At 38.0% G+C, this 23065-nt stretch carries 18 protein-coding genes; 17 read left to right on the top strand and 1 reads right to left on the bottom strand.

Translation table 11 applies throughout. From position 1 onward, the window contains the following. Window positions 1-4: 4 nt before the first annotated feature. The 4 genes from AB1278_RS23045 to AB1278_RS23060 all read left to right on the top strand — a co-directional run bounded on the left by AB1278_RS23045 (window position 5) and on the right by AB1278_RS23060 (window position 6254). Window positions 5-2383: a transglycosylase domain-containing protein gene (locus tag AB1278_RS23045; RefSeq protein WP_110009115.1), complete on the top strand. Its 2379-nt coding sequence runs from the start codon at window positions 5-7 to the stop codon at window positions 2381-2383. Between the two features lie 75 nt (window positions 2384-2458). Further along, window positions 2459-4000 (top strand): protein adenylyltransferase SelO, encoded by a 1542-nt coding sequence (locus tag AB1278_RS23050; protein WP_202841901.1) that lies wholly within the window; start codon window positions 2459-2461, stop codon window positions 3998-4000. 86 nt (window positions 4001-4086) lie between these two features. After that, window positions 4087-4902 carry a T9SS type A sorting domain-containing protein gene (locus AB1278_RS23055; protein ID WP_429817240.1) on the top strand — a complete coding sequence of 272 codons (816 nt, stop codon included), beginning with the start codon at window positions 4087-4089 and terminating at the stop codon, window positions 4900-4902. A 74-nt stretch (window positions 4903-4976) separates the two neighbouring features. Next, complete coding sequence (locus tag AB1278_RS23060; protein WP_429817243.1) at window positions 4977-6254, top strand: DUF6080 domain-containing protein; 1278 nt, start codon at window positions 4977-4979, stop codon at window positions 6252-6254. A gap of 56 nt (window positions 6255-6310) precedes the next feature. On the opposite strand, the gene AB1278_RS23065 is transcribed toward AB1278_RS23060, so the two are convergent. Further along, complete coding sequence (locus AB1278_RS23065; RefSeq protein ID WP_227941202.1) at window positions 6311-6868, bottom strand: SPOR domain-containing protein; 558 nt, start codon at window positions 6866-6868, stop codon at window positions 6311-6313. A gap of 184 nt (window positions 6869-7052) precedes the next feature. On the opposite strand from AB1278_RS23065, the gene AB1278_RS23070 reads away from it, so the two are divergent. From AB1278_RS23070 to ypfJ, 13 genes are all read left to right on the top strand, one after another. Further along, entirely contained in the window at window positions 7053-8411 is a 1359-nt protein-coding gene (locus AB1278_RS23070) for a c-type cytochrome (protein WP_047426932.1), read from the top strand. 23 nt (window positions 8412-8434) lie between these two features. Continuing rightward, window positions 8435-11497: a TAT-variant-translocated molybdopterin oxidoreductase gene (locus tag AB1278_RS23075; protein ID WP_110009110.1), complete on the top strand. Its 3063-nt coding sequence runs from the start codon at window positions 8435-8437 to the stop codon at window positions 11495-11497. A gap of 25 nt (window positions 11498-11522) precedes the next feature. Next, the gene (gene nrfD / locus AB1278_RS23080) at window positions 11523-12920 is read left to right on the top strand and encodes an NrfD/PsrC family molybdoenzyme membrane anchor subunit (protein ID WP_034691792.1); all 1398 of its coding nucleotides are present in this window, start codon (window positions 11523-11525) and stop codon (window positions 12918-12920) included. Beyond that, window positions 12907-13428 carry a DUF3341 domain-containing protein gene (locus tag AB1278_RS23085; protein ID WP_027371993.1) on the top strand — a complete coding sequence of 174 codons (522 nt, stop codon included), beginning with the start codon at window positions 12907-12909 and terminating at the stop codon, window positions 13426-13428. The genes nrfD and AB1278_RS23085 overlap by 14 nt, the downstream gene beginning before the upstream one ends. A gap of 1 nt (window position 13429) precedes the next feature. Continuing rightward, window positions 13430-14119 carry a c-type cytochrome gene (locus AB1278_RS23090; RefSeq protein ID WP_110009109.1) on the top strand — a complete coding sequence of 230 codons (690 nt, stop codon included), beginning with the start codon at window positions 13430-13432 and terminating at the stop codon, window positions 14117-14119. An 8-nt stretch (window positions 14120-14127) separates the two neighbouring features. After that, window positions 14128-15459, top strand: a complete 1332-nt coding sequence (locus AB1278_RS23095) for a hypothetical protein (protein WP_034691800.1) — start codon at window positions 14128-14130, stop codon at window positions 15457-15459. A gap of 84 nt (window positions 15460-15543) precedes the next feature. After that, window positions 15544-16560: a hypothetical protein gene (locus AB1278_RS23100; protein ID WP_202841909.1), complete on the top strand. Its 1017-nt coding sequence runs from the start codon at window positions 15544-15546 to the stop codon at window positions 16558-16560. 114 nt (window positions 16561-16674) lie between these two features. Further along, window positions 16675-17871: a hypothetical protein gene (locus AB1278_RS23105; RefSeq protein ID WP_429817250.1), complete on the top strand. Its 1197-nt coding sequence runs from the start codon at window positions 16675-16677 to the stop codon at window positions 17869-17871. A gap of 3 nt (window positions 17872-17874) precedes the next feature. Next, window positions 17875-18411 carry an adenine phosphoribosyltransferase gene (locus tag AB1278_RS23110; protein ID WP_110009105.1) on the top strand — a complete coding sequence of 179 codons (537 nt, stop codon included), beginning with the start codon at window positions 17875-17877 and terminating at the stop codon, window positions 18409-18411. 238 nt (window positions 18412-18649) lie between these two features. Then, window positions 18650-19357 carry a hypothetical protein gene (locus tag AB1278_RS23115; protein ID WP_062673110.1) on the top strand — a complete coding sequence of 236 codons (708 nt, stop codon included), beginning with the start codon at window positions 18650-18652 and terminating at the stop codon, window positions 19355-19357. A 3-nt stretch (window positions 19358-19360) separates the two neighbouring features. After that, window positions 19361-19879 (top strand): 6,7-dimethyl-8-ribityllumazine synthase, encoded by a 519-nt coding sequence (gene ribH / locus AB1278_RS23120; RefSeq protein ID WP_429817254.1) that lies wholly within the window; start codon window positions 19361-19363, stop codon window positions 19877-19879. Window positions 19880-20048: 169 nt separating this feature from the next. Continuing rightward, complete coding sequence (locus AB1278_RS23125; RefSeq protein ID WP_429817420.1) at window positions 20049-22127, top strand: LTA synthase family protein; 2079 nt, start codon at window positions 20049-20051, stop codon at window positions 22125-22127. Window positions 22128-22192: 65 nt separating this feature from the next. Then, window positions 22193-23056 (top strand): KPN_02809 family neutral zinc metallopeptidase, encoded by an 864-nt coding sequence (gene ypfJ / locus AB1278_RS23130; RefSeq protein WP_429817256.1) that lies wholly within the window; start codon window positions 22193-22195, stop codon window positions 23054-23056. Window positions 23057-23065 lie beyond the last annotated feature (9 nt).

The following is a 23065-nucleotide window of genomic DNA, read 5'->3' on the forward strand; positions in this document are numbered from 1 at the left end:
ATAAATGGAAGAAAACAAAAAAAATGCAGGAAATAAGGGGAAAACATTTCCTCTGCCTCCCAAGAAAAAGAAAGATACCTCCTGGAGAAAATGGGTTTCATTTATTTGGATAGGACTCATCGCGGTAGTTCTTGGAATTTCAGTACTTTTCTTTTCGGTTTCCCAAGGATTCCTTGGTGAAATGCCTGATGTAAAAGAACTTGAAAATCCGGACATCTTTGTTGCTTCTGAGATCATTTCTTCAGACGGAGTAACCTTGGGTAAATTCGAAAAAGAAAAAACTCAGCCCATTGTTTATAAGGACCTTCCTCCTTTCCTTATCTATGCGCTTCAGGCTAAAGAAGATGAGCGTTTCAAAGAACATTCAGGAATTGACCTTCAGTCTGTTGCCAGAGCAGTAGTTTTTGGTGGCGGCCGAGGTGGAGGATCTACCATTACCCAGCAGCTGGCAAAATTACTTTTCACAGGGAAAAGAGCAGATAATAAAATTAAGGCTGTTTTTCAAAAGCTGAAAGAATGGGTAGTGGCTGTAAGTCTTGAAAAGAGATATACCAAAGAAGAAATTGTAACATTGTATTTCAATAAGTTTGATTTCCTTTACAATGCCAACGGAATTGAAATGGCTTCCAAAATATACTTTAACAAGAAGACCTCCGAACTTACTTTACCCGAAGCAACCATGTTTGTTGCTATGCTTGAAAATCCGGTAAAAAACAACCCAATGAGAAATCCGGAAAGAGCAAAAGCGAGAAGAGATGTTGTTTTGGATCAAATGCTGAAAACAGGCTACATAGATCAGGCTACGTTTGACAAAGCAGTTGCAACACCTATTGCATTAGATTATCATCCAATCAAAAATATTAACGATGATTATTCTGCCTATTACAAGTTTTATCTGAGAAAAGAGATTGATAAATATCTTGAAACTCACGAAAAAGAAACCGGCAAAAAACTAAACCTTTACAAAGACGGTTTAAAAATATACGTTACCCTTGATTCTAAAATGCAGAAATATGCGGAAGAGGCAATTAAGGAGCACTTAACGGATCTTCAGAAAAGATTTGATGCGGAACAAAGAGGAAGAAAGAACAGACCTTTCTACTATCTGAACGACAAACAAATCAATGATGTGATGGTTCAGGCTATGAAAAGAACCGGAAGATACAAGATGTTGAAAGCAGACGGTATGCCTGATGATTCTATCATGATGGAATTCAAAAAACCTATCAAAACTTCAAGATTCACATGGAACGGAGAAGAAGAGATAGAAATGTCTCCATGGGATTCTATCAGATATCATAAACAAATTGCACAGGCAGGTTTAATGTCTATGGTTCCGGGAACAGGAGAAATCAAAGCATGGGTAGGTGGTATAGACTGGCAGCACTTCCAGTATGATCACATCAAGCAAGGTAAGAGACAGGTAGGATCCACATTTAAGCCTTTCGTATATGCCACTGCGATTATGAAACTCGGAATGACACCTTGTTCAGCTGTTTCTAACGGAACATACGATCATAACGGATGGCATGTACCGGGAAGAGGCGGAATGCTAACTTTAAAAGATGCATTGGCACATTCTCAAAACCCTGTTGCCGCAAGACTTATTGAAATGACAGGAGTAGACGCTGTAATCCAGACGGCAAGAGATCTGGGAGTAACAGAAGATATTCCAAGAAACAATACAATTGCTTTAGGTTCATCAGACATTACAATTTACGAAATGCTTGGTGCTTACAGTACTTTTGCCAACTATGGTAACTATAACAAACCAGAAATGATCTGGAGAATTGAAGATGCCAACGGTAGAGTCATCAAGGAAGTAAACGTGGAACCTAAGGAAGTAATGAACCCAATGTATGCTTACACCATGATTGAACTGATGAAAGGTGTTGCACAATACGGAACCGCTTCCGGAGAACTGGGAAGAAGAGGAATTTCAAAAGCAGTAGAAATTGCTGCCAAAACAGGAACAACTCAAAACAACTCTGATGGATGGTTTATGGGAATTACTCCAAAATTAGCAACCGGAGCATGGGTTGGATGGGAAGACAGAGCTACCCACTTTTATGGAACAGGTGAAGGTCAGGGTGCAAAAATGGCATTGCCAATCTGGGCTATATTCATGAAGAAAGTATGGGCAGATAAGAGCCTGGGAGTTACCCCTGATGATAAGTTTGTAAAACCTTCAGACTGGAAAGACGGATGTTCAAACCTTAAAGGATTAAGCGGAGGATATGGAGATGAAGGAAGCCTTCAAACCATTGATGAGATCAAAAATCCAAGGCCGGCAGATCCAACGCCTAAAAAACCAACAGAAAAGAAAGAGGACAACATCAATGAAAACCTTCATTCCAATGATGAAGTAGATTTCAATAAATAATTTCTCTTTTAGAAATACATAAGACCTTTCAATAATCTGAAAGGTCTTTTCTTTTATAATTAATACCTTTGAAGGATGAATATCGAACGTATCAGACAGCCATTTATTGAAAATTTCCCGGGTGATTTCTCCAACAACCCAATGCAGAGAAATACCCCGAAGGTTTTATTTGCCACCATTAAACCCGCAGGCTTTGATAAACCTGAGCTGATAACTTTTAACGAAGCATTATCAGAGGAAATAGGCTTGGGAAAATATGAAGATAAAGACCTGGATTTTCTGGTTGGAAATCATCTTCCGGACAATATTCAAACCTATGCCACAGCATATGCAGGACATCAGTTCGGAAACTGGGCAGGACAACTTGGAGACGGAAGAGCCATTCTTGCCGGTGAAATTATCAATGAGGCAGGAAAAAAGACCGAGATTCAATGGAAAGGAGCCGGAGCAACACCCTACTCCAGACATGCCGATGGAAGAGCTGTGTTAAGATCTTCTGTACGTGAATACCTGATGAGTGAGGCCATGTATCATCTGGGCATTCCTACAACCAGAGCGCTTAGCCTGGCTTTCACAGGTGAAGATGTAATGCGTGACATCATGTATAACGGAAATCCAAAACTGGAAAAAGGTGCAGTGGTTATCAGAACTGCTGAAAGTTTCTTACGTTTCGGACATTTTGAACTCATGTCTGCCCAAAGAGAATACAACAATCTTCAGGAGCTTGCCGACTTTACCATTGAAAACTATTATCCGGAAATTACATCAACTGACGACAAAAAATACAGAGACTTCTTTGAAAATATATGTACCCGGACTGCCGACTTGATGGTTGAATGGTTCAGAGTAGGCTTTGTACACGGAGTGATGAATACAGACAACATGTCTGTTCTCGGATTAACGATTGATTACGGCCCCTATTCCATGATGGATGAATATGATTTGAATTTTACTCCCAATACTACAGATCTTCCAGGAAGAAGATATGCTTTCGGAAAACAGGGACAGATCGCTCAGTGGAATCTTTGGCAGCTGGCCAATGCTCTTCATCCATTAATCAAAGATGAAAAGTTTTTGGAAGATACTTTAAATAATTTTGGCACCTATTTTTGGGAAGCCCACGACCAGATGCTTTGCAGAAAGTTCGGATTTGATCAGCTGCGAAAAGAAGATGAGGATTTCTTCACCAACTGGCAAGGTCTTATGCAAGAGCTTCAGCTGGATTATACCCTGTTTTTCAATCAACTGGCAAAAACAACTCAAGAAACCAATATATCAGAGCACTTTAAAGAGGTCTCTTATATTATTTTGGACGAAAAAAAGTTGACAAAACTTAATAATTTCATCAAAAGTTATAGATCAAGATTAGAATTAAACTCTAATTCCAGAGAAGAATGTTTAGCCATGATGGAAAAAACAAACCCAAAATTTATTCTTAGAAATTATCTTCTTTACGAATGTATTGAAGAGATCAGCAACGGTAAAAAGGAAATGCTGGAAAAGCTTACCAAAGCTCTTGAAAATCCATATCAGGAAATCTACCCTGAATTCTCCGTCAAAAGGCCGTCGGGATATGATGATACAGCGGGATGTTCCACACTTTCATGTAGTTCATAATTGATTATTATTCATAAAAAATTAAAAAACATGCAATTATTTTCATTTTTTTATTACTTTTACTGTCAACTTTAAACGTAAACCAAATGAAAACAAAATTACTATTCATCTTCTTAGTCTCTTCTATATTGGGAAATGCGCAGATTCTCTCAGAGACTTTCCAGGGCACGACATTTCCTCCAACAGGATGGACAACGGGAACAAATGTGGCTTCAAGACCTTGGGGATTCACTACCATAATCTTCAATGCAACCGGACAAGCAACATTTAATATCACAGGTGGAAAATCTGCAGGTATCGGATGGACTGACCAAGCACAGGATGCTCACTTAACAAGTCCTTCTTTCAGTTTAGTAGGAACAACAAGTCCGGTCCTAAAGTTTAACGCCAAAATAGGCTATGAATACATGGTTGATCCATTTCCTAACGGAGATCTAAAAGTAGAAGTGTCCACTGACGGAGGAACCACATGGAACCAGGTATGGGTTGAAGAAAACTATGGATCATTTATCGACTATGAAACACTCGCGATTACCGTGAGCTTAGCTTCATATGCAGGACAAGCCAATGTTAAATTCAGATTCCATTATGTAGCTAATGACGCGGATAGTCTTTCAATAGATGATGTACAGGTTTTGGCAAATGGCACATTATCTACTCAGGAAACCAATGCCAAAGTAAAAGACATTACTAATATCTATCCGAATCCGACAAAAGGAGAAATCAACATCAGAGCAGATAAAAAAATAAAATCTGCCACAGTGATTGATGCGAGCGGAAAATCCGTGCTTAACAATTCTTCTGACAAATTAGATATTTCGTCACTTCCAAAAGGAACTTACTTACTAAAAGTAGACTTCTCTGATGGAACATCCAAAACCGAGAAAGTAATCAAACAGTAAGAACGTCTATACAAACTTTTACAACCACCAATTTTGGTGGTTTTTTTATTTTACTTTTGCAAAAAATTTGACACGTGTCTTATATCAAAACAAAATTTATCCATTTTTTTAAACTGGTTTTCCCATCCACCTATACCGAACTGGCAGTATTTCTGTTTTTCATGATCTGTTATGGAATATTAGGATCTTATATAGCCCTGCATTACAGAATTATTTTTGACAATAGAATCCCATGGGATGCTTATTTCAGTTTTGATAACAAATCGATCCTTATGACAGGAGGCAGTTTTGAAAGACATCCCCTGTCCTACTATTTTTTTAACTGGGTAAGAGAATTTTCATTATTTGTTTCAGGAGGAAAAATGGATGCCAGCTTCAGACTCACGCTGGCATGGCTCAGCAATATCATCATCACATTGAATATTGTTCAGGTATTTAAATATGTAAAGAACATCATTTCCCTTCCTTTATGGTTATGCCTTTTAATCATATTATTCTTTGGAGCTTTTTCCACTAATATCATCTTGTCATTCACTCCGGAAAATTTTACCTACACTTTATTTTTACTCTCATTATACAACCACTATGCAGCAATAAAACTAAAGAAGGAAGAAAAAATACCTGCAACCGCCTTATCACTGGCTGGGATTACTATCGGAGGGCTTACCATTACAAACATTGTAAAAGTTTTCATCCCACTTTTATTTGAAAAAGGACTTTTCAGAAACTGGAAAAAATTCGGAAATGCAGCGCTTAGAGTGACAGTCTCTATGATCTGTTTTGTACTTCTTTATTTGAACAGAATTGATTTTAAATATCAGAATATCTTTTCAAAAACAAATCAGCAATATGAAAAGTTCTCCAATGTAAAGTCGATGCCGACATGGGATATGATTCTTTCGTTCTTTTTTGGAGGTAATATTCTTTTCCCCGGATTTATTATGTCAGACAAGCATAATATGAAAGGTTTTAATTTCAAGGGCCTATACATGGATCTTTATTCATCAGTGTTTCCTTACTTTTTTGTAATCCTGCTGTTGATCCTGATCATTTGGAGTTATTGTAAAAATTTCAAAAATAAATGGGTTCAGGTGATTGCCATTTCATTTTTCATTGACATTGCGATCCATTGTGTGATGAGATTTGGTCTTCATACTTCCTACATCTACGGAGGACATTTTGTCTTTGTATATCCTTTGCTGTTAGGATGGCTCTTTTTTGCTTACAGATCATCACCTAAAATCATGTCATTGCTAACATTAACGGTTGTAGTGTTATTCACTTATCTGCTCGCCGCCAATATTTTCAGAATGACAGAATTTTTCTGGTTTATGGAACATTATTACCAATAAAAAAAGCTGAGAATGTTTCTCAGCTTTTTGTTTTTCTATGTTGAAATAAATTCTTCTTATTTTGCTTCGGCACAGAAAATTCTATACTGTACTGCTACTGCAGATTTAAAGTATTCTCTGATTCTGGAAAGATCACTGGCAGCACTTTGTTTTGTGAAATAACTTCCGGCCAAAATCTTATAGTTGGGTCTTAAAGACGCATCTGTTTCCACTTTCAGGTTGGGAAATCTTTTTCTGAAATAAGACTTCACCTCGTTGGCTTCTTCATTACTTTTCACTGTTGTAATCTGAATTTTAAATCCTAAAATTCTAGGATTTTTCTTACAGATTTCAGCATTGGTAAGTTCTCTGCTTGGCACAAAGATCTTAGGTGGTTTTGTAGTTATTCCTGTAGAAATTCCACTATCATTATTACTGAAATCTCTGGAAGAATTTGTTGGCGCAGCTTTAGCACATTTCCCTTCAATTCCTTCCAAAGCAGCATTTATTTTGGAATCCATTGTCATTACAAGCTCTGTTCCTGACAGGGTGTCCTTTTTAACAACTTGCTGTGCTTCAATATTATAAAATCCAAATAATGATAATATCGAAAATATTTTGATTAGATTTCTCATTTAAACTTGTTTCCGCAAATTTATACAAATTAAAAAACTATACCAAACTGGTTATTTAGAATCAATACAAATTAAACGTAAATGATATTTTCCCTTTTCGATATACCGTTAAATTCCTGTTAAAAATATTATTTTTGCGGAATTGATTGAATGTTCAATAATTTACTAACATAAGATAATTTAAATGATTAGTTGGAGAAAGCATTATAAAAAAACGTTGATCGCGATAGGCTTATTGCTATCAACCAGTGCTTCATTTTACGGGCAAGACGGCGATCCTAAAAACGGAGAGAAACTTTTCAAAGCGAATTGTACTGCATGTCACGCGCTGGACAAACAAGTTGTAGGGCCACCATTAAAAGGGGTTGTAGAACGAGTAAAGACAGAAGGTGGTGTAGACAAAGATTGGCTTCACAAGTGGATCAAAGACAACAAAGCTCTGAGAGCTTCTGGGGATAAATACGCTAATGAGATTTTTGAAAAGTTTAATAAGACTGAAATGCAGGTCTTTCCGAATCTTACAGATAAGGATATTGACGACATTTTAGCTTTCACAACTAACCCTCCTGCTCCGGAGGAGAAAAAGCCGGAAGCAACTCCTGCAACTGACGCTACTGCGGCAGCACCTGCAGACAAAACTACTACAAACGTTGTCATCATTTCACTTTTAGCGATCGCAGGTTTACTGGTTTGGATCTTGGTTAAACTAAGACAATTGGTAAAACTGGGTCAGTCTGAAGATTTAGCCGGACTTAATGAAACAAGAGTTCGTTCTTTCAGTGAAATGTATGAGAAGTTCCACTTCATTGGTAAAGGTCTATTGGCAATCCTTGCTATTTTAGCTGCTTACGGAGTATGGAACTGGCTAATGTGGATCGGGGTTTACAAAGGGTACAAACCTGAGCAGCCTATCTACTTCTCTCACAAAATCCACGCCGGAGAACAGAAAATTGACTGTCAGTTATGTCACTCCAGTGCTAAATACGGAAAAGTATCTGAAATTCCTTCTATGAACGTTTGTATGAACTGTCACAGAACAATTTCTGAATACAACGCAGATCACTACATGGAGCCTGGAAAAGACAAGGCATTCTATGACGGTGAAATCCAGAAGATCTACGCAGCAACAGGTTGGGATCCTGCAAAACAACAGTACACAGGAAAAACACAGCCAGTTGAATGGACAAGAATCCACAACATGCCAGACTTCGTTTACTTCAACCACTCTCAGCACGTAATTGCTGGGGAACAGGCGATCATCAATTCTTTCAACAAAAAGAATCCTAACAACAAAATTGATGTTGTATGTAAAGCTTGTCATGGTAAAATTGATACAATGAATGTTGTTCAGATGGCTAACGACTTTACTATGGGATGGTGTATCGAGTGCCACAGAACGACTGAAGTTGATATGAACAACGGTTATAATAAAGAGTACTTCAAAAATCTACATGACAAGTTGAAAAAACAATATCCACAAGATGGAGGTAAGATCACTGTAGATGCAATTGGAGGTCTTGAGTGTGGTAAATGTCATTATTAATAACTAAAAAATTAGAAGTATAAATGGCTTCAAACAAAATACAATTCAGAAGTATTCATGAACTTAAAGATCCGGCTTTGAATAATAAGCTGGCTCAGAAAGAGTTTCAGGAAGAAATTCCGGTAGAAGATTTCCTTGGAGATGCTGAGAAAAACGGATCAAGTACTTCAAGAAGAGATTTCCTTAAATTACTAGGATTCTCTACAGCAGCAGTTACCTTAGCTGCCTGCGAAGCTCCGGTAATCAAAACGATTCCTTACGTGGTAAAACCGCATGATATTATTCCGGGAATCCCTAATTATTACGCTTCAACCTATTTTGACGGTTTCGACTTTGCTAGTGTTTTGGTAAAAACCCGTGAAGGTAGACCTATCAAAATTGAACCCAACCCAGCTGGCGGCGATTTAGGTAAAACTAACGCAAGAGCTCAGGCAAGTGTACTTTCTCTTTATGATAATGATAAAGTAAAGCAGCCTAAACTGGATGGTAAAGATGAAACTTTCGATAAAGTAGACAGTTTTGTTATTAAAGGGTTGGAAGAAGCTAAAGCGTCTGGCAAAAAGATTGTGGTTTTATCACACTCTTTTGCTTCACCAACTTTCAAAAAGTTATTCGCTGAATTCAAAGCTAAATATCCTACAGCTGAATTAGTAACATATGATGCTTTCCCTTACTCTGCAGGATTAGATGCAGCTCAGGAAGTATTCGGACAAAGAGCATTACCTGTTTATGACCTTAAAGGTTCTGAATTGGTAGTTTCTTTCCAGGCTGATTTCTTAGGAGACTATAACGCTTCAAGCTTAGAAACTTCTTATGCAGCAGCTAGAAAGCCAGGACCAAACATGTTGAGACACATTCAGGTGGAATCTAACATGTCATTAACCGGTGCTAATGCTGACTCAAGATACAGATTAAAACCAAGTGCTGTAAACAAAACTTTAGTTGAAGTTTACAACGCAATCGTAGGTGGCGGTACTTCTGATAAGACTGCAACTGAAATTGCTAACGAATTGAAAGCAAAAGGTAGCAAAGCTGTTGTTTTTGCTGACGGTTCTAAAGGAGCACAGGTTTTAGCACACTTAATCAACCAGAAATTAGGTTCAGTAGCTTTCACAGGTAAAGCAAACTTCCTTAAAGAATTTGACGGAGCAAGATACCAGGAATTCCTGGGATGGATAAACGGTGGACAAGTTGGTGTATTGGTTACCAACAACGTAGACCCTATTTATTCTCATCCAAAAGGAGAAGATTTCAAGAAATCTTTATCTAAAGTTCCTTACGTAATTGCTGTAGCAGATAAGAAAAATGAAATGTACAAAGCAGCGAAAGCTGTAATTCCTGTAGCCAACTGGCTGGAGTCTTGGGGAGATATCGAACCACAGACAGGAGTATATTCATTAATGCAGCCTACAATCCAGAAAATCTACAAATCAAGACAGATTGAAGAATCTCTATTGGTTTGGAAGAACGGAAAAAACAATGCAGCAAACAATTACTACGATTATTTAAAAGCAAACTCTGCTTCTCTTTTAGGTGGTACTTCTTTCAACAAAGCATTGTATAACGGTATCAACGCTTCTACCAACGCAACTACTTTAGCTTATGCAGGTGGAAACGCTGCTCAGGCTGTTGCTGAACTAGGAAACTTTAAAGCTTCTGAATTAGAATTAGTATTATACACTAAGACTTCAATGGGAGATGGTACTCAGGCAAATAACCCTTGGTTACAAGAGTTACCTGATCCAATCACAAGAATGTCTTGGGATAACTATCTGACAATTTCTCCAAAAGACGCAGAAAAGTTCGGAATTGATAACGATCTTAATGCAAGAATGCAGCTGGATGGTTCTATCGTAAACCTTACTGTAAACGGAGTAACAATAAAAGATGTTCCTGTATTCGTACAACCTGGACAAGCTGAAGGATCTGTAGGTCTTGCGCTTGGTTATGGTAAGAAAAACTCAGGAGCAACTGCTGATACCGGTGTAAATGCTTATCCTTTATTTGACGGTTCTAACCTTGTGCTTTCAGGTGTTAAAATTGAGAAAACAGGAGAAGATCACGAATTCGCAGGTATCCAGCTTCAAAATACATTGATGGGTCGTTATGAAATCGCGAAGGAAGTTCCTTTGGCAGATTTCATCAACGTAGCTTTCGATGATGAGCACAAAGGATGGAACAAACCTTTGGAATACCACACGATCAGCGGAGCACTTCCAGCGAGAAAAATCGACCTTTGGGATGCTTTTGATGATACAGATGGTCCTCACTTCAACTTATCTATCGACCTGAACTCTTGTACTGGTTGTGGAGCATGTATCATTGCTTGTCAGGCAGAAAACAACGTTCCTGTAGTAGGTAAAGAAGAAGTAAGAATGTCCAGAGATATGTACTGGTTAAGAATTGACCGTTACTATTCTTCAAGACAAACGGTAGAAGTATACGAAGGGTTAAAAGAAGGAATGGCTGTACCAGAATTATACGGTACTGCATTCAACAAAGAAGGAGGTGCATTGAACCACCCTGCTGATAATCCGGATGTGATCTTCCAGCCAGTAATGTGTCAGCACTGTAACCACGCTCCATGTGAAACTGTATGTCCGGTAGCGGCTACTTCACACGGTAAGCAAGGTCAAAACCATATGGCTTACAACAGATGTATCGGTACAAGATATTGTGCAAACAACTGTCCATACAAAGTAAGACGTTTCAACTGGTTTACTTATAACCTAAATGACAAGTTCGATTTCAACATGAACAATGATTTAGGAAGAATGGTACTTAACCCGGACGTAGTTGTAAGAACTAGAGGGGTAATGGAGAAATGTTCAATGTGTATCCAAATGACTCAGAATACAATTCTTGAGGCTAAGAAAGAAGGAAGAAGAGTGAAGGATGGAGAATTCCAGACTGCTTGTTCTAAAGCTTGTTCTACTGGAGCAATGACATTTGGAGACATGAATGATAAAGATTCTTCGATCAGAGAGCAATATGCATCTAACAGAAGATATTATTTACTAGAGGAGATCGGAACAAAACCAAACGTGTTCTATCACACTAAAGTAAGAAACAGAGTAGAAAAATAAAGTTTAAATAATAAATAGGTAAAAAATGTCAGGACATTACGAAGCTCCGATAAGGGAACCTCTAATTATTGGTCACAAAACTTATCACGATATTACAGAAGATATCGCACGACCTATCGAAGAAAGAGCAGGTAAATTATGGTGGATCTCATTATATGCTGCACTAGTTCTATTCCTCTATGGATTCGGCTGTATCGCTTACACTATCGGGACAGGTATTGGAGCATGGGGGCTTAACAGAACTATTAACTGGGGTTGGGATATTACCAACTTCGTATGGTGGGTAGGTATCGGTCACGCCGGGACCCTAATCTCAGCAGTATTATTATTATTTAGACAGAGATGGAGAATGTCTGTAAACAGATCTGCAGAGGCGATGACGATCTTTGCGGTTGTACAGGCAGCAATCTTCCCTGTAATCCACATGGGTAGAGTTTGGGTTGGATACTGGGTATTCCCTTTACCAAACCAATTCGGTTCTCTTTGGGGGAACTTCAACTCTCCTCTACTTTGGGACGTATTTGCGATCTCTACATATTTCTCAGTATCAACTGTATTCTGGTTCATGGGACTAATCCCTGACTTTGCAATGATCAGAGATAGAGCGAAAACTCCTTGGACTAAGAAAATTTATACATTCCTTGCATTCGGTTGGGGTGGTAAAGCAAAACACTGGCAAAGATTCGAAGAACTTTCTTTGGTTCTTGCAGGTTTGGCAACTCCACTTGTATTCTCAGTACACACTACCGTATCTTTTGACTTCGCAACTTCGGTAATTAAAGGATGGCACTCAACAATCTATCCTCCTTATTTCGTTGCCGGTGCGATCTTCTCAGGATTTGCAATGGTACAGACCCTATTGTTGGTTGCAAGAAAAGTATGTCACTTAGAAGAATATATTACAATGTATCATATCGAAATTATGAACATCGTAATCATCTTAACGGGTGGTATGGTAACTGTAGCTTATGCCACTGAATATTTCATCGGATGGTACTCAGGATCCAGATTTGAAGATTTCACATATCTTTCTCCGGGTGCTGCTGTAGGACCTTACTGGTGGGCATTCTGGTCATTGATCATCTGTAACCTTGTTATTCCTGCTTCTTTCTGGTTCAAGAGACTAAGAACGAACATTATCTGGACATTCATTGTTGCATTGATCATCAACATCGGTATGTGGTTCGAGCGTTTTGATATCATCGTTATCAACCTTTCAAGAGACTACTTACCAGGATCATGGACTATGTTTAAGCCAACGATCATTGATGTGGGTGTATACTTAGGAACAATCGGATTCTTCTCTGTATTATTCTTATTATATGCAAGAACATTCCCTGTAATTGCACAGGCTGAATTAAAATCGATTTTGAAAATCTCAGGTGAAACTTATAAAGCAAAAGAAGGAGATGAGCACCACTAAAATTGTATACGGACTTTATGCTGACGACGACGATTTAATGAACGGCGTTAAAGCATTCAACGATAAAGGAATCGCAATCAACGAAGTTTATACTCCGTTTCCGGTTCACGGACTAGACAAAGCTTTAGGTTTAAAGAAAACCAGAATTTCTGATGCCGCTTTCATCTATGCTTGTTATGGTGTAACGATCGGTGCTACTCTTACCTGGTATGTGATGAATCACGACTGGCCTCAGAATATCGGTGGTAAACCAGCTTTTGACTGGGGGCACAACATGCCGGCATTCGTAGTTCCAATGTTCGAATTAATGGTATTCTGTGCAGCTCACATGATGTCTTTAACTTTCCTGGTTAGAAACAAAATGTATCCAGGAGCTCCTGCTCAGAACCCGGACCCAAGAACTACTGATGATAAATTCATGATGGAATTCGTAACTGAAGATGTAGAATCTGTAAAACAGTTGCTTATTGAAACTGGAGTTGAAGAAATAACTGTTAAAGACGCTTAAAATGAAAAAGAATGTATTAAAAATTACAGCGGTTTTAGGTTTAACAACAGTTTTACTTAACTCTTGCGGACCAAAGGAGAACACTCCGTTGGTATATTTCCCGGACATGTATTTTCCGGTAGCTTATGATCCGTTGATGAAAGCTCAGGATGCTTACTCAGATCATGAAAATGAAATTCCTGCTTTTGTTAAAAATAATGGTGCAACAGGTCTTTCTCCGGTAGAAGGATCAGTTGCTCAGAATAAAGATGGAGTTTTTGAAGAAAGCTTATTACCTAAAAATGTTGACGAGTACAACGCAGGGTATGAAGCCTCTAAAAAACTTACAGTATCTCCTTTGAACCCAGCTAATGCAGCGAAGGATCTTGAAAGAGGTAAAATATTGTTTGATCACACTTGTGCTGCATGTCACGGTACAGGAGGTGACGGACAAGGACCTATCGTACAAAGTGGAGCATTCTCCGGAGTGCCAAACTATGCTGACAGAGAACTTACTGTAGGATCTGTTCATTATGTATTAACAAACGGTAGAAATGCCATGGGATCTTATGCGGGACAATTGAACGCAGGAGACAGATGGAGAGTAGCAATGTATGTGATGAGTGCTTTCAAAAAAGGAGCAGCAGCACCGGCAGCAGCTACAGCGGCGGCACCAGCAACAACTGAAACGACTACCGAAACTAAAAAATAAGAAAAGAAATGTATAGTTTTTCACCAAAATTAAAATCAACTTCTATAATACTTCTTGTTGTAGGTTTAGTTCTTTTCGGTATTGGTTTCTTTTTGAACAAAGGAATTTCTACTGAGAAAATAGAACAAATGATGGAAGCTGTTCATGCTTCAGGTCATACTGCTCCTACACACTCAAGTGAAATGGTTGGACCTCAGGATCACGCGGCTCACCTTGAGCATGCTACATTGCAGGTACACAACCAGCCTTTAGCAGCAATACATTTTGTAGCTGTATTTTTCTTTGGAGTAAGCTGCTGCGTATTATTCTTCTATTCTATTCAGCACGCTGCCCACGCAGGATGGCCGATCATCATTACAAGAGTAATGGAAGCTATTGCTTCTTATATCCCTTACGGTGGTGCAATCCTGGTAATCCTTATGATCTTAAACATCACTCATAATGGTCACTTATTCCACTGGATGGACCCTGAATTGACAAACCCGGATTCTCCGCATTTTGATGTGATCTTATTTGAAAAGAAAAAATTCTTAAATATTCCTTTCTACGCAGTAAGAACTTTAATCTATGTGATTGGTGCTTCTTTCTTCGCTTGGAAATTAAAAGCTCAGTCTAAGAAAGTAGACGAAACTAAATCTAAAGTAGAGTATCAAATGCTTTACAGATGGGCAGTAGGATATATTGCATTCTTCGGATTTGCTTCTGCAGCTTGGGCTTGGGACTGGTTGATGTCTATTGACCCTCACTGGTATTCTACAATGTATATCTGGTATTCAATGGTTAGCTGCCTTTCAAGTGGTATCGCTGTAATCATTCTATTAAGTGTTTATCTTAAGAAAAATGGTTTCTTACCACAGTTCAATGACAACCACTTACACGATTTAGGGGTATTCCTTTTCGCTACAAGTATGCTTTGGACGTATACATGGTTTGCTCAGTTCATGTTGTACTGGTATGCCAACGTTCCGGAAGAGGTTAACTACTTCTTCGGTAGATTCCAGCACTACTCTCCTACTTTCTTACCAATGTTGATCATCAACTTCTTATTACCATTATTGGTATTAGTGAGCAGCAGCATCAAGAGAAACTACAAAGTAGTTACTACAATGGCAGTAGTAGTAATCTTAGGACACATCTTAGACTACTTCAACATGGTAATGCCGGGAACGGTAGGACCATACTGGAACACTCCTGAAGTATTCTTGTTAATCCTTGGAGCAATCTTATTCGTAGCCGGATTATTTATGTTTACTGTACTTTCAGCTTTATCTAAACTGAAGTTGATTCCTACAGGAAACCCATTCTTACACGAATCTGAAATTTATGAGTATCCTTTCTAAGGACTTGTAACAAAATAAAATGATAAAAGACTGATTGTTAAAACGATCAGTCTTTTTTTATGCACATCAATCAACAAACTTACTATGAAAACAAAACTTTGCCTTTACACATTCTTCCTTTTGCTATGTAGTTTTATTCAGGCTCAGACCATCACCTTTGTTTCTGAAAAAAATAACAACCCTCTTCCAAGAGTTTCTGTATTTGGAAAAGACGGAACTATTGTAGCCTATTCTGATATTGAAGGTAAGATAGACAAACAATCCCTCTCGCCTTCCCAGGAGAAATTTCAGCTTGTCTACAATAATTTTCCGGTGGCCACCTTATCTTACTCAGACTTTGATCAATCCGTTATAAAAATCAATGATCAGGTAAAGGAAATTGAAACTGTCGTTATCAAAAATAACAAACCGGCAAAATATATTTTCATTAAGGGAAATTTTAACGCCTATGTAACGGTAAACAATAAGCTTAACAGCTATGCCGATGGAATTGTAACTTACATTTTTGACAATAAAACAAAAAAACTGAAAAGCTCCAATGTAGAACAATACAGAGTTTTCAGACTGGCAGACTCTAAAAACGAGAAAAAAGAAACTTCATCATGGGATTATGGGAACTCTCTGCAAATCCCAAAACTTAAAAATGTAGGAAATCCTGAAGAGTATAAAACCAAAAGAAATATCATCAGAGAATTGAAAGGCGATCGTAAAGATCAGATTGAAGTGACAGGCGGCGCCCTTCAGGAAAAAGAATTTTCATTCTTCGGATATAGATTTTATGATATCAGAACCATATTGAATATGTCGTTTGAGAAAGGATCAGAAAAAACACTAAAAGATTTCCTCGAATATAACGAACTCGTTTTTGTTAAACTAAAACATAAAAGTGAACCTGAATACAATCAGATTGCACTTTACACTAATTTCTACCCTGCGGAACTTAGTTTCACTAATGACAACGATATTGAAAAGGTAAAATTCAATAAAGATAACAGCAGTTACCAGACGTCTTACTGGCAGAATCCTTCGTTCCCGAATATGCAGACCATCTTCAGTAATTTTTTTAAAGGAGACTTAAAAGAACAACCCAACAAAAAGTAAAAATAAGATTATGGCTCCTGTGATAAAGAAATAAAATAAGTCATAAAACATAAAGTGAAAATAAAATCTAGTATTAATAAAGGTTTTATTAAATTTGCAACAAACCAAATAAAAATGAAAAAGTTTTCTTTTCTACTTGTTTTCAGTCTGTTGCTTTTTACAGCATGCAAGAAAGATCATGTAGATGCTACGAATACTAAAACACTGCAGTCAAGTATCAATGATATGACTTCCAGTTTACCAACCATTAAACAGATTAAGTTTAATGAAGCTCTTTACATCCTTAAAACATTTGGAGTAGAAGCTGATGGTGATATCAATGAGCTGAAAGCCCTGGGAAAACTGATCAACGGAAAAAAAGTTCCTGAAATCATGGCTCTGGCTGATGAAGTGGCTCAGAAAAACGGAATTGAATGGGCAAGTACTGCCCCACCATCACTGGGAGAAATGAATATCTTCGGGGATGATAAAGCAAAAGAAAGCGATCCTAATGATGTGAAAGCAGGATCACTAAGCCTTGTGACAAGACCTACAGGTGATGACGGAACCGGGGCGCCTACGGCCATTCAGATTGTTCCAAGACTTGTAGATGCAGCCGGAAACCCGGTATCTTTCACAGGTGCAGGTCTTGAAGCCACTCTTGAAGTATTCAGCAATGGTGTAAGACTAGCTACAGCTAAAAACCTGATGCAGGATAATAACTTTAAAGGATTCAATTTAAAATTCTCATCTATCCCTGCTTCAAAAGTGGTAGATAATAAAATTGACATCACGGTTTCCGTAAAAACTACGGCAAAAACTTTCAAAATGTCAAAAATCGGACTTGATGTGAATGCTGCAGCCTTAAAAGTACCTGCCATTCCAAAAACAGATTCAACCGCGCTGACAGAACAGCCAAGTGCAGTGGTGGATCCAAACAATCCTGCAGCTACACCTGCAGCAACGACTGATCCAACAGCTACTCCTGCTACACCAGCAGCTCCAAAGCAGCCCACAGCAGATCCTAAGAATACGATAAGCAAGTTTCTGAACAATGTAAGTTCTCAGAATTTAAAAGCAGCATACGAAACGGCAAGCAATCCAAGCTGGGGAAGTTATGAGTCTTTCTCAAATCCTACTTCAGGTTTTGGATCGGTGAAGAATGTAAGTGTAAAAAATATTACAACTAACGGTACCACTGCCAACAGTGCAAGTGTAAACGCCACTTATGATGTGACGGATAAAAGCGGGAAGACAACTTCTTTAAAAGTAACTTTCGGGCTTAAAAATGTAAACGGAGACTGGAAAATTTCCAGCTATAAAATCAATTAATAAATGGCTTCAGCAGAACTGATCAAGAAATTAGAAGAAACAATTGAAAACATTCCTGATTTTCCGATTCCGGGAATACAGTTTAAGGATATTTCACCCATCTTTTTAAATCCAAAACTTTATGAAGACGTTATTGCAGATCTTGTAGCCTTCAGTAAAGGGAAAATCGATGCAGTCTGCGGAATTGAAAGCCGCGGTTACCTTTTTGGAATCGCTATCGCTGTGGCATTGGAAGTTCCATTCATCTTAATCAGAAAAGCGGGAAAACTTCCTCCTCCTGTCATTTCAGAAACATATGACCTGGAATATGGAAGCGCTATTATAGAAACCCGTGAAGGGCAGATAAAACCCGGACAAAGAGTTTTGATTCATGATGATCTTCTGGCAACCGGAGGAACTACTGAAGCTGCTGCCAAATTAGTAGAAAAACAAGGCGCAATAGTTTCACAGTTCAGTTTCCTTATCGGTTTACAAGGCTTAAATGGAGATGAAAAACTGAAGAAATTCGGGGCAGAGATCTACCATATTTTAAGTTATTAAGATTGATCCTAACAAGATAAATGCTTCGGCTCCGCTCGGCATGACAATGGCTAATAATTTACTGTGAGATTAGAACAAGCAGTATCAGAAGTGTCATGCTGAGCATCTCGAAGCATCTTTTTTTAATAAATTCATCATTAACCATTAACAATTCACAAGATTTCGTCAATAATACTCACAAAGTATTTTGTAAATCTCTCAGAAACAATTAAATTTGCATTTCAATTTTTAAAAACTTATGGCAAAATTGGGAAAGAGTGCTCAGAACGAGCAAGAAGGTAAAGAAACGGTTGAGTTCTTTAAAGACCTTGACAGAGAGGCTTTAAACACTGAAAGATTTGTTGAAAAATATTCAAAGCCGCTTGGTTTTGTATTTGGAGCTTTGATTTTAGGAGTTTTAGGATTCTTTGCTTATAAGCAATTTGTGATTGCTCCAAAGAACACTGAAGCTGTAAAAAGTTTCCTTGCTGCTCAAAAAAATCTTACGGAAGGTAAAGATAAAGATGCCTTAGGTGGAAAATCTGCAGCTAATCCTGGTTTTATAGGTACAGCTAATGAATATTCTTCTACTGAAATTGGTAAACTTTCTGCTTACAATGCGGGTTTGTTAAAATTCAAAGAAGGAAAATTCCAGGAAGCATATGATCTTTTGGATAAATTCTCTTCCAAAAACAAAACTTTGATGGCAATGAAGTATGGAGCAATGGCTGATGCAAAATCAGGTCTTAACAAAAATGATGAAGCTCTGTCCTTATTAGATCAGGCTGCTACAGCATCTGATGATCCTTATACAACGTATTATTTTACAAGAAAAGCAGGTATTGTTGCTTTAGGATTAAAGAAAAATGCAGAAGCTAAAAAATACTTCTCTGCAATTGACGAGAAATATCAGGACTACGACAACGGAATGTCTGATTCTTATATCGAAATGACTAAATATTATTAAAAAATGGCAACAGTTAATCTTTCCGATTACAAGCCACTTCATATAACGAATGCCGAAGATTTTTCTATCGGCATTGTTTTTTCTGAGTGGAATGATTTTGTAACTTACAATCTTCGTGATGCAGCTTTGGAAATCCTTGAAAAAGAAGGGGTAAAACCTGAAAACATCAAACTTTTCCCTGTACCAGGAGCTTTCGAATTAAGCTATGCTAGTATGCAACTTTGCAAAGAGAGAAAATATAACGCAGTAATTTCTATCGGATGTGTGATCCGTGGGGAAACTCCTCATTTTGACTATGTATGCTCTGCAGTAGCGCAGGGAATCAAAGACTGTAACATCATGACGGACACCCCTACTATTTTCTGTGTATTAACAGATGATAACAAAGAACAATCTATTGCAAGAAGTGGTGGTGATCTTGGGAACAAAGGGGTGGAAGCAGCCGTTACTGCGCTAAGAATGATTGATTTCAAAAAGAAATTATCCGACAAAAAAGGAAATATCGGTTTCGGACACTCTTAACCAACGATGTATTTCGACAATATAATGGGGCTATTTTTTAATAGTCCTTTTTTTATTGCTCTATAAATAATTCACAAATCTTATTAATAAAAAGGATGTTTTTCTTTTTTTCTGTCAAAAGTTCTCTACAAAAACTATCTTTGTGAAAATTAATAAAGACAGACAATACATGTTTTTAAAAAAAATAAAACCCTTCCTGTATTTAGGAATTTTCTATCTTATTATTTCGTTGATAATAAGAACCGTATTCTTTTTTCATCCTATTACTACTGCTAGTTTTGGATTTTTCGAAGTTGTAAAAGTTTTGCTGATAGGTCTGGTGAATGACATTTTTGTTTTCATACTGGCCAGTTCCATTCTCGCTCTTTACTTCCTCTTTCTTTCCAATTCAAAATATAAAAAACCTTACGGACACATTATTCTGAGTGCTCTGGTTCTATTCTTCCTTTATATATGGCTTGTGCCGAACAATATTTTCAAGCAGTATGGAGGTTCCATCATGGAAATAGCCCTTGTTTTCGTAGGAATTAAGGCCCTTTTCTTCGGATTGATGCTGTTCCTTCCTGCACAGAGAATTAAGATCCGTAATATATTATATTTCATCACATTACTGTTATATGTTCTTCTGATCATTTTCAACGGGGTAAGTGAATATTTTTTCTATAATGAATTTGGAGTTCGTTATAATTTTATTGCTGTAGATTATCTTATCTATACCAATGAGGTGATTGGGAATATCATGGAAAGCTATCCGGTTATTCCGCTGTTTTCTGCCATCATGATTGTTACCCTGGTCATCACATGGTTTATTTATAAGAAAACAAAAGATGAGCTTCTGGAACTACCAGATTTTAAACAAAAAATGGTGCTGCTGGGTAGTTTTATGGTACTTTGTGCGTTGAGTGCACTGGCAATACCATCCTTGATACAAATCAGATCCGACAATGTTTTCGCAGACGAAATTGAAGCCAACGGACTTCCTAAGTTCTACTGGGCGTTTACCCATAATGAACTGGATTATTTCCAGTTTTATTCACAGATTAACCAACAGCAGGCTGAAAAGAATTTCTTAAGCCAGTATCCACAACCTACTTTATCAAGAGCTGTTGTTGCAGAACAGCCTGAAGTGAAGAAAAACGTAGTATTGATCTCCATTGAAAGTCTTTCTGCAGATTTCATGGAACATTATGGCAATACCCAAAAAATTACTCCTTTCCTGGACAGTCTTGCTGATAAATCACTCATGTTTACCAATCTGTATGCAACCGGAAACAGAACAGTACGCGGACTGGAAGCTTTGACATTATGTATTCCTCCTACAGCAGGAGAAAGTATCATCAAGAGAGATGACAATAAGAATAAATTCACAACCGGAAGTGTTTTCAAGTCTAAAGGATATGATGTTAAATTTTTATACGGCGGATACAGCTATTTTGATAATATGCAGGATTTCTTCGGAGGAAACGGCTATGGTATCGTAGATAGAAATAACTTTAAACCTGAAGAAATTACTTTTGCCAATGTTTGGGGCGTTGCTGATGAAGATATGGCCAGAAAAGCTATTCAGATAATGAATGCTGAAGCTAAGTCAGGAAAACCGTTTTTCAATCATTGGATGACAGTTTCCAACCACAGACCATTTACCTATCCTGACGGAAGAATTGATATTCCGGGAACGGCAAAATCCCGTGAAGGGGGTGTAAAGTATACAGACTACTCTCTTAAGTTGTTCTTCGATATGGCTAAGAAACAAGACTGGTACAAGAATACGGTTTTTGTTATCATTGCAGACCATTGTGCATCCAGTGCGGGAAAAACGGAACTTCCGATGGATAAATACAGAATTCCTGCTATGGTATTTTCTGAAGGATTTATTCAGCCTCAGAAATTTGATGCGCTGATGTCGCAGATCGATATAATGCCGACCGTTTTGGGCTTATTAAACTTCAGCTATCAGTCTAAATTCCTGGGTCAGGATGTGTTCAAACCGGAATTCCAGCCTAAAGCTTATGTGGCAACCTATCAGGATCTTGGATTTATCAAAGGTGAACGTTTGACCATTATTTCGCCGGTAAAAAAGGTAAAACAATATTCTTTGGAACTGGAAAAAAGTGATCTGAAACCTGAGTTTAAACTATATTACGACGAAAAATTATTAAAAAATCCAGATCAGAAACTGGTGGATGATGCTGTATCAGCTTATCAGTCTACCTCTTACTGGCTAAAAACGAAACAACTCAACAGATAAATATCTAAATATTTTCGCTTATAATCTGGCGTAAAATATTTAAATTAACCCATAAATTTATTAGTATGAAATGGACAGACGACAGAGGCGGAAACGTTGATGACCGCCGTGGTTCAGGAGGCGGAAGTGGCGGTATGATTGTAGGAGGCGGACTCGGAACTTTAATTATAGCAGCCATCGTATTCTTTTTGGGAGGTGATCCATCCGGTATCTTGAATTCCGGAGGCATGCAGCCTTCAGGAAATTCCGGAGAACAGAGAGAGCTTACTGCCGATGAAAAACAAATCGGAGAAATGGTCAAAATGATGGACGCATGGAATAGCCAGACCTGGAATCAGATTTTCACAGAAAATGGCATGACCTATACCGATCCAGGAATTGTTCTTTTCGAAAATACAACATCTTCAGCATGCGGTACGGCTCAATCTGCCATGGGGCCATTCTATTGCCCGGCCGATCAGAAAGTCTATATGGATATGAGTTTTTTTGGTGAACTTCAGCAAAAATTCGGAGCTAAAGTAACAGAATTTACGGTAGCTTATGTTCTTGCGCATGAAGTAGGACACCATGTTCAGACCCTTTTGGGAACTACACAGAAAGTGGATGCGCTAAGAAGAAGCGGAAGATATTCCGAAGAGCAGATGAACAGAGTATCCGTTGCGACAGAATTACAGGCTGATTTCTATGCCGGAGTATGGGCAAAAAAAACCAATGACAGCAAACATATTCTGGAACCCGGAGATATTGAGTCTGCCATAGATGCTGCCGAAGCGGTTGGCGATGATAATATTCAGAAAAGAGCACAGGGATATGTGAATCAGGAAAGTTTTACCCACGGCTCTTCTGCACAGCGTAAAGAATGGTTTATGAAAGGGTACAACACCGGAGATATCAGACAGGGTGATACTTTCAACCAGCTATTAAAATAGTTTTTATCA

The organism is Chryseobacterium sp. NRRL B-14798, assembly GCF_050470705.1.
In the GTDB taxonomy this organism is placed as follows: Bacteria; Bacteroidota; Bacteroidia; order Flavobacteriales; family Weeksellaceae; genus Chryseobacterium; species Chryseobacterium cupriresistens.

What these genes read in the sequence shown, in the direction of transcription:
- AB1278_RS23115 (WP_062673110.1), top strand. Translation starts at nt 18,650, where the DNA reads ATGGCAAAATTGGGAAAGAGTGCTCAGAACGAGCAAGAAGGTAAAGAA.
- AB1278_RS23055 (WP_429817240.1), top strand. Translation starts at nt 4,087, where the DNA reads ATGAAAACAAAATTACTATTCATCTTCTTAGTCTCTTCTATATTGGGA.
- nrfD (WP_034691792.1), top strand. Translation starts at nt 11,523, where the DNA reads ATGTCAGGACATTACGAAGCTCCGATAAGGGAACCTCTAATTATTGGT.
- AB1278_RS23065 (WP_227941202.1), bottom strand. Translation starts at nt 6,868, where the DNA reads ATGAGAAATCTAATCAAAATATTTTCGATATTATCATTATTTGGATTT.
- AB1278_RS23075 (WP_110009110.1), top strand. Translation starts at nt 8,435, where the DNA reads ATGGCTTCAAACAAAATACAATTCAGAAGTATTCATGAACTTAAAGAT.
- AB1278_RS23125 (WP_429817420.1), top strand. Translation starts at nt 20,049, where the DNA reads ATGTTTTTAAAAAAAATAAAACCCTTCCTGTATTTAGGAATTTTCTAT.
- AB1278_RS23085 (WP_027371993.1), top strand. Translation starts at nt 12,907, where the DNA reads ATGAGCACCACTAAAATTGTATACGGACTTTATGCTGACGACGACGAT.
- AB1278_RS23045 (WP_110009115.1), top strand. Translation starts at nt 5, where the DNA reads ATGGAAGAAAACAAAAAAAATGCAGGAAATAAGGGGAAAACATTTCCT.
- ribH (WP_429817254.1), top strand. Translation starts at nt 19,361, where the DNA reads ATGGCAACAGTTAATCTTTCCGATTACAAGCCACTTCATATAACGAAT.
- AB1278_RS23050 (WP_202841901.1), top strand. Translation starts at nt 2,459, where the DNA reads ATGAATATCGAACGTATCAGACAGCCATTTATTGAAAATTTCCCGGGT.
- AB1278_RS23100 (WP_202841909.1), top strand. Translation starts at nt 15,544, where the DNA reads ATGAAAACAAAACTTTGCCTTTACACATTCTTCCTTTTGCTATGTAGT.
- AB1278_RS23070 (WP_047426932.1), top strand. Translation starts at nt 7,053, where the DNA reads ATGATTAGTTGGAGAAAGCATTATAAAAAAACGTTGATCGCGATAGGC.
- AB1278_RS23090 (WP_110009109.1), top strand. Translation starts at nt 13,430, where the DNA reads ATGAAAAAGAATGTATTAAAAATTACAGCGGTTTTAGGTTTAACAACA.
- ypfJ (WP_429817256.1), top strand. Translation starts at nt 22,193, where the DNA reads ATGAAATGGACAGACGACAGAGGCGGAAACGTTGATGACCGCCGTGGT.
- AB1278_RS23105 (WP_429817250.1), top strand. Translation starts at nt 16,675, where the DNA reads ATGAAAAAGTTTTCTTTTCTACTTGTTTTCAGTCTGTTGCTTTTTACA.
- AB1278_RS23095 (WP_034691800.1), top strand. Translation starts at nt 14,128, where the DNA reads ATGTATAGTTTTTCACCAAAATTAAAATCAACTTCTATAATACTTCTT.
- AB1278_RS23110 (WP_110009105.1), top strand. Translation starts at nt 17,875, where the DNA reads ATGGCTTCAGCAGAACTGATCAAGAAATTAGAAGAAACAATTGAAAAC.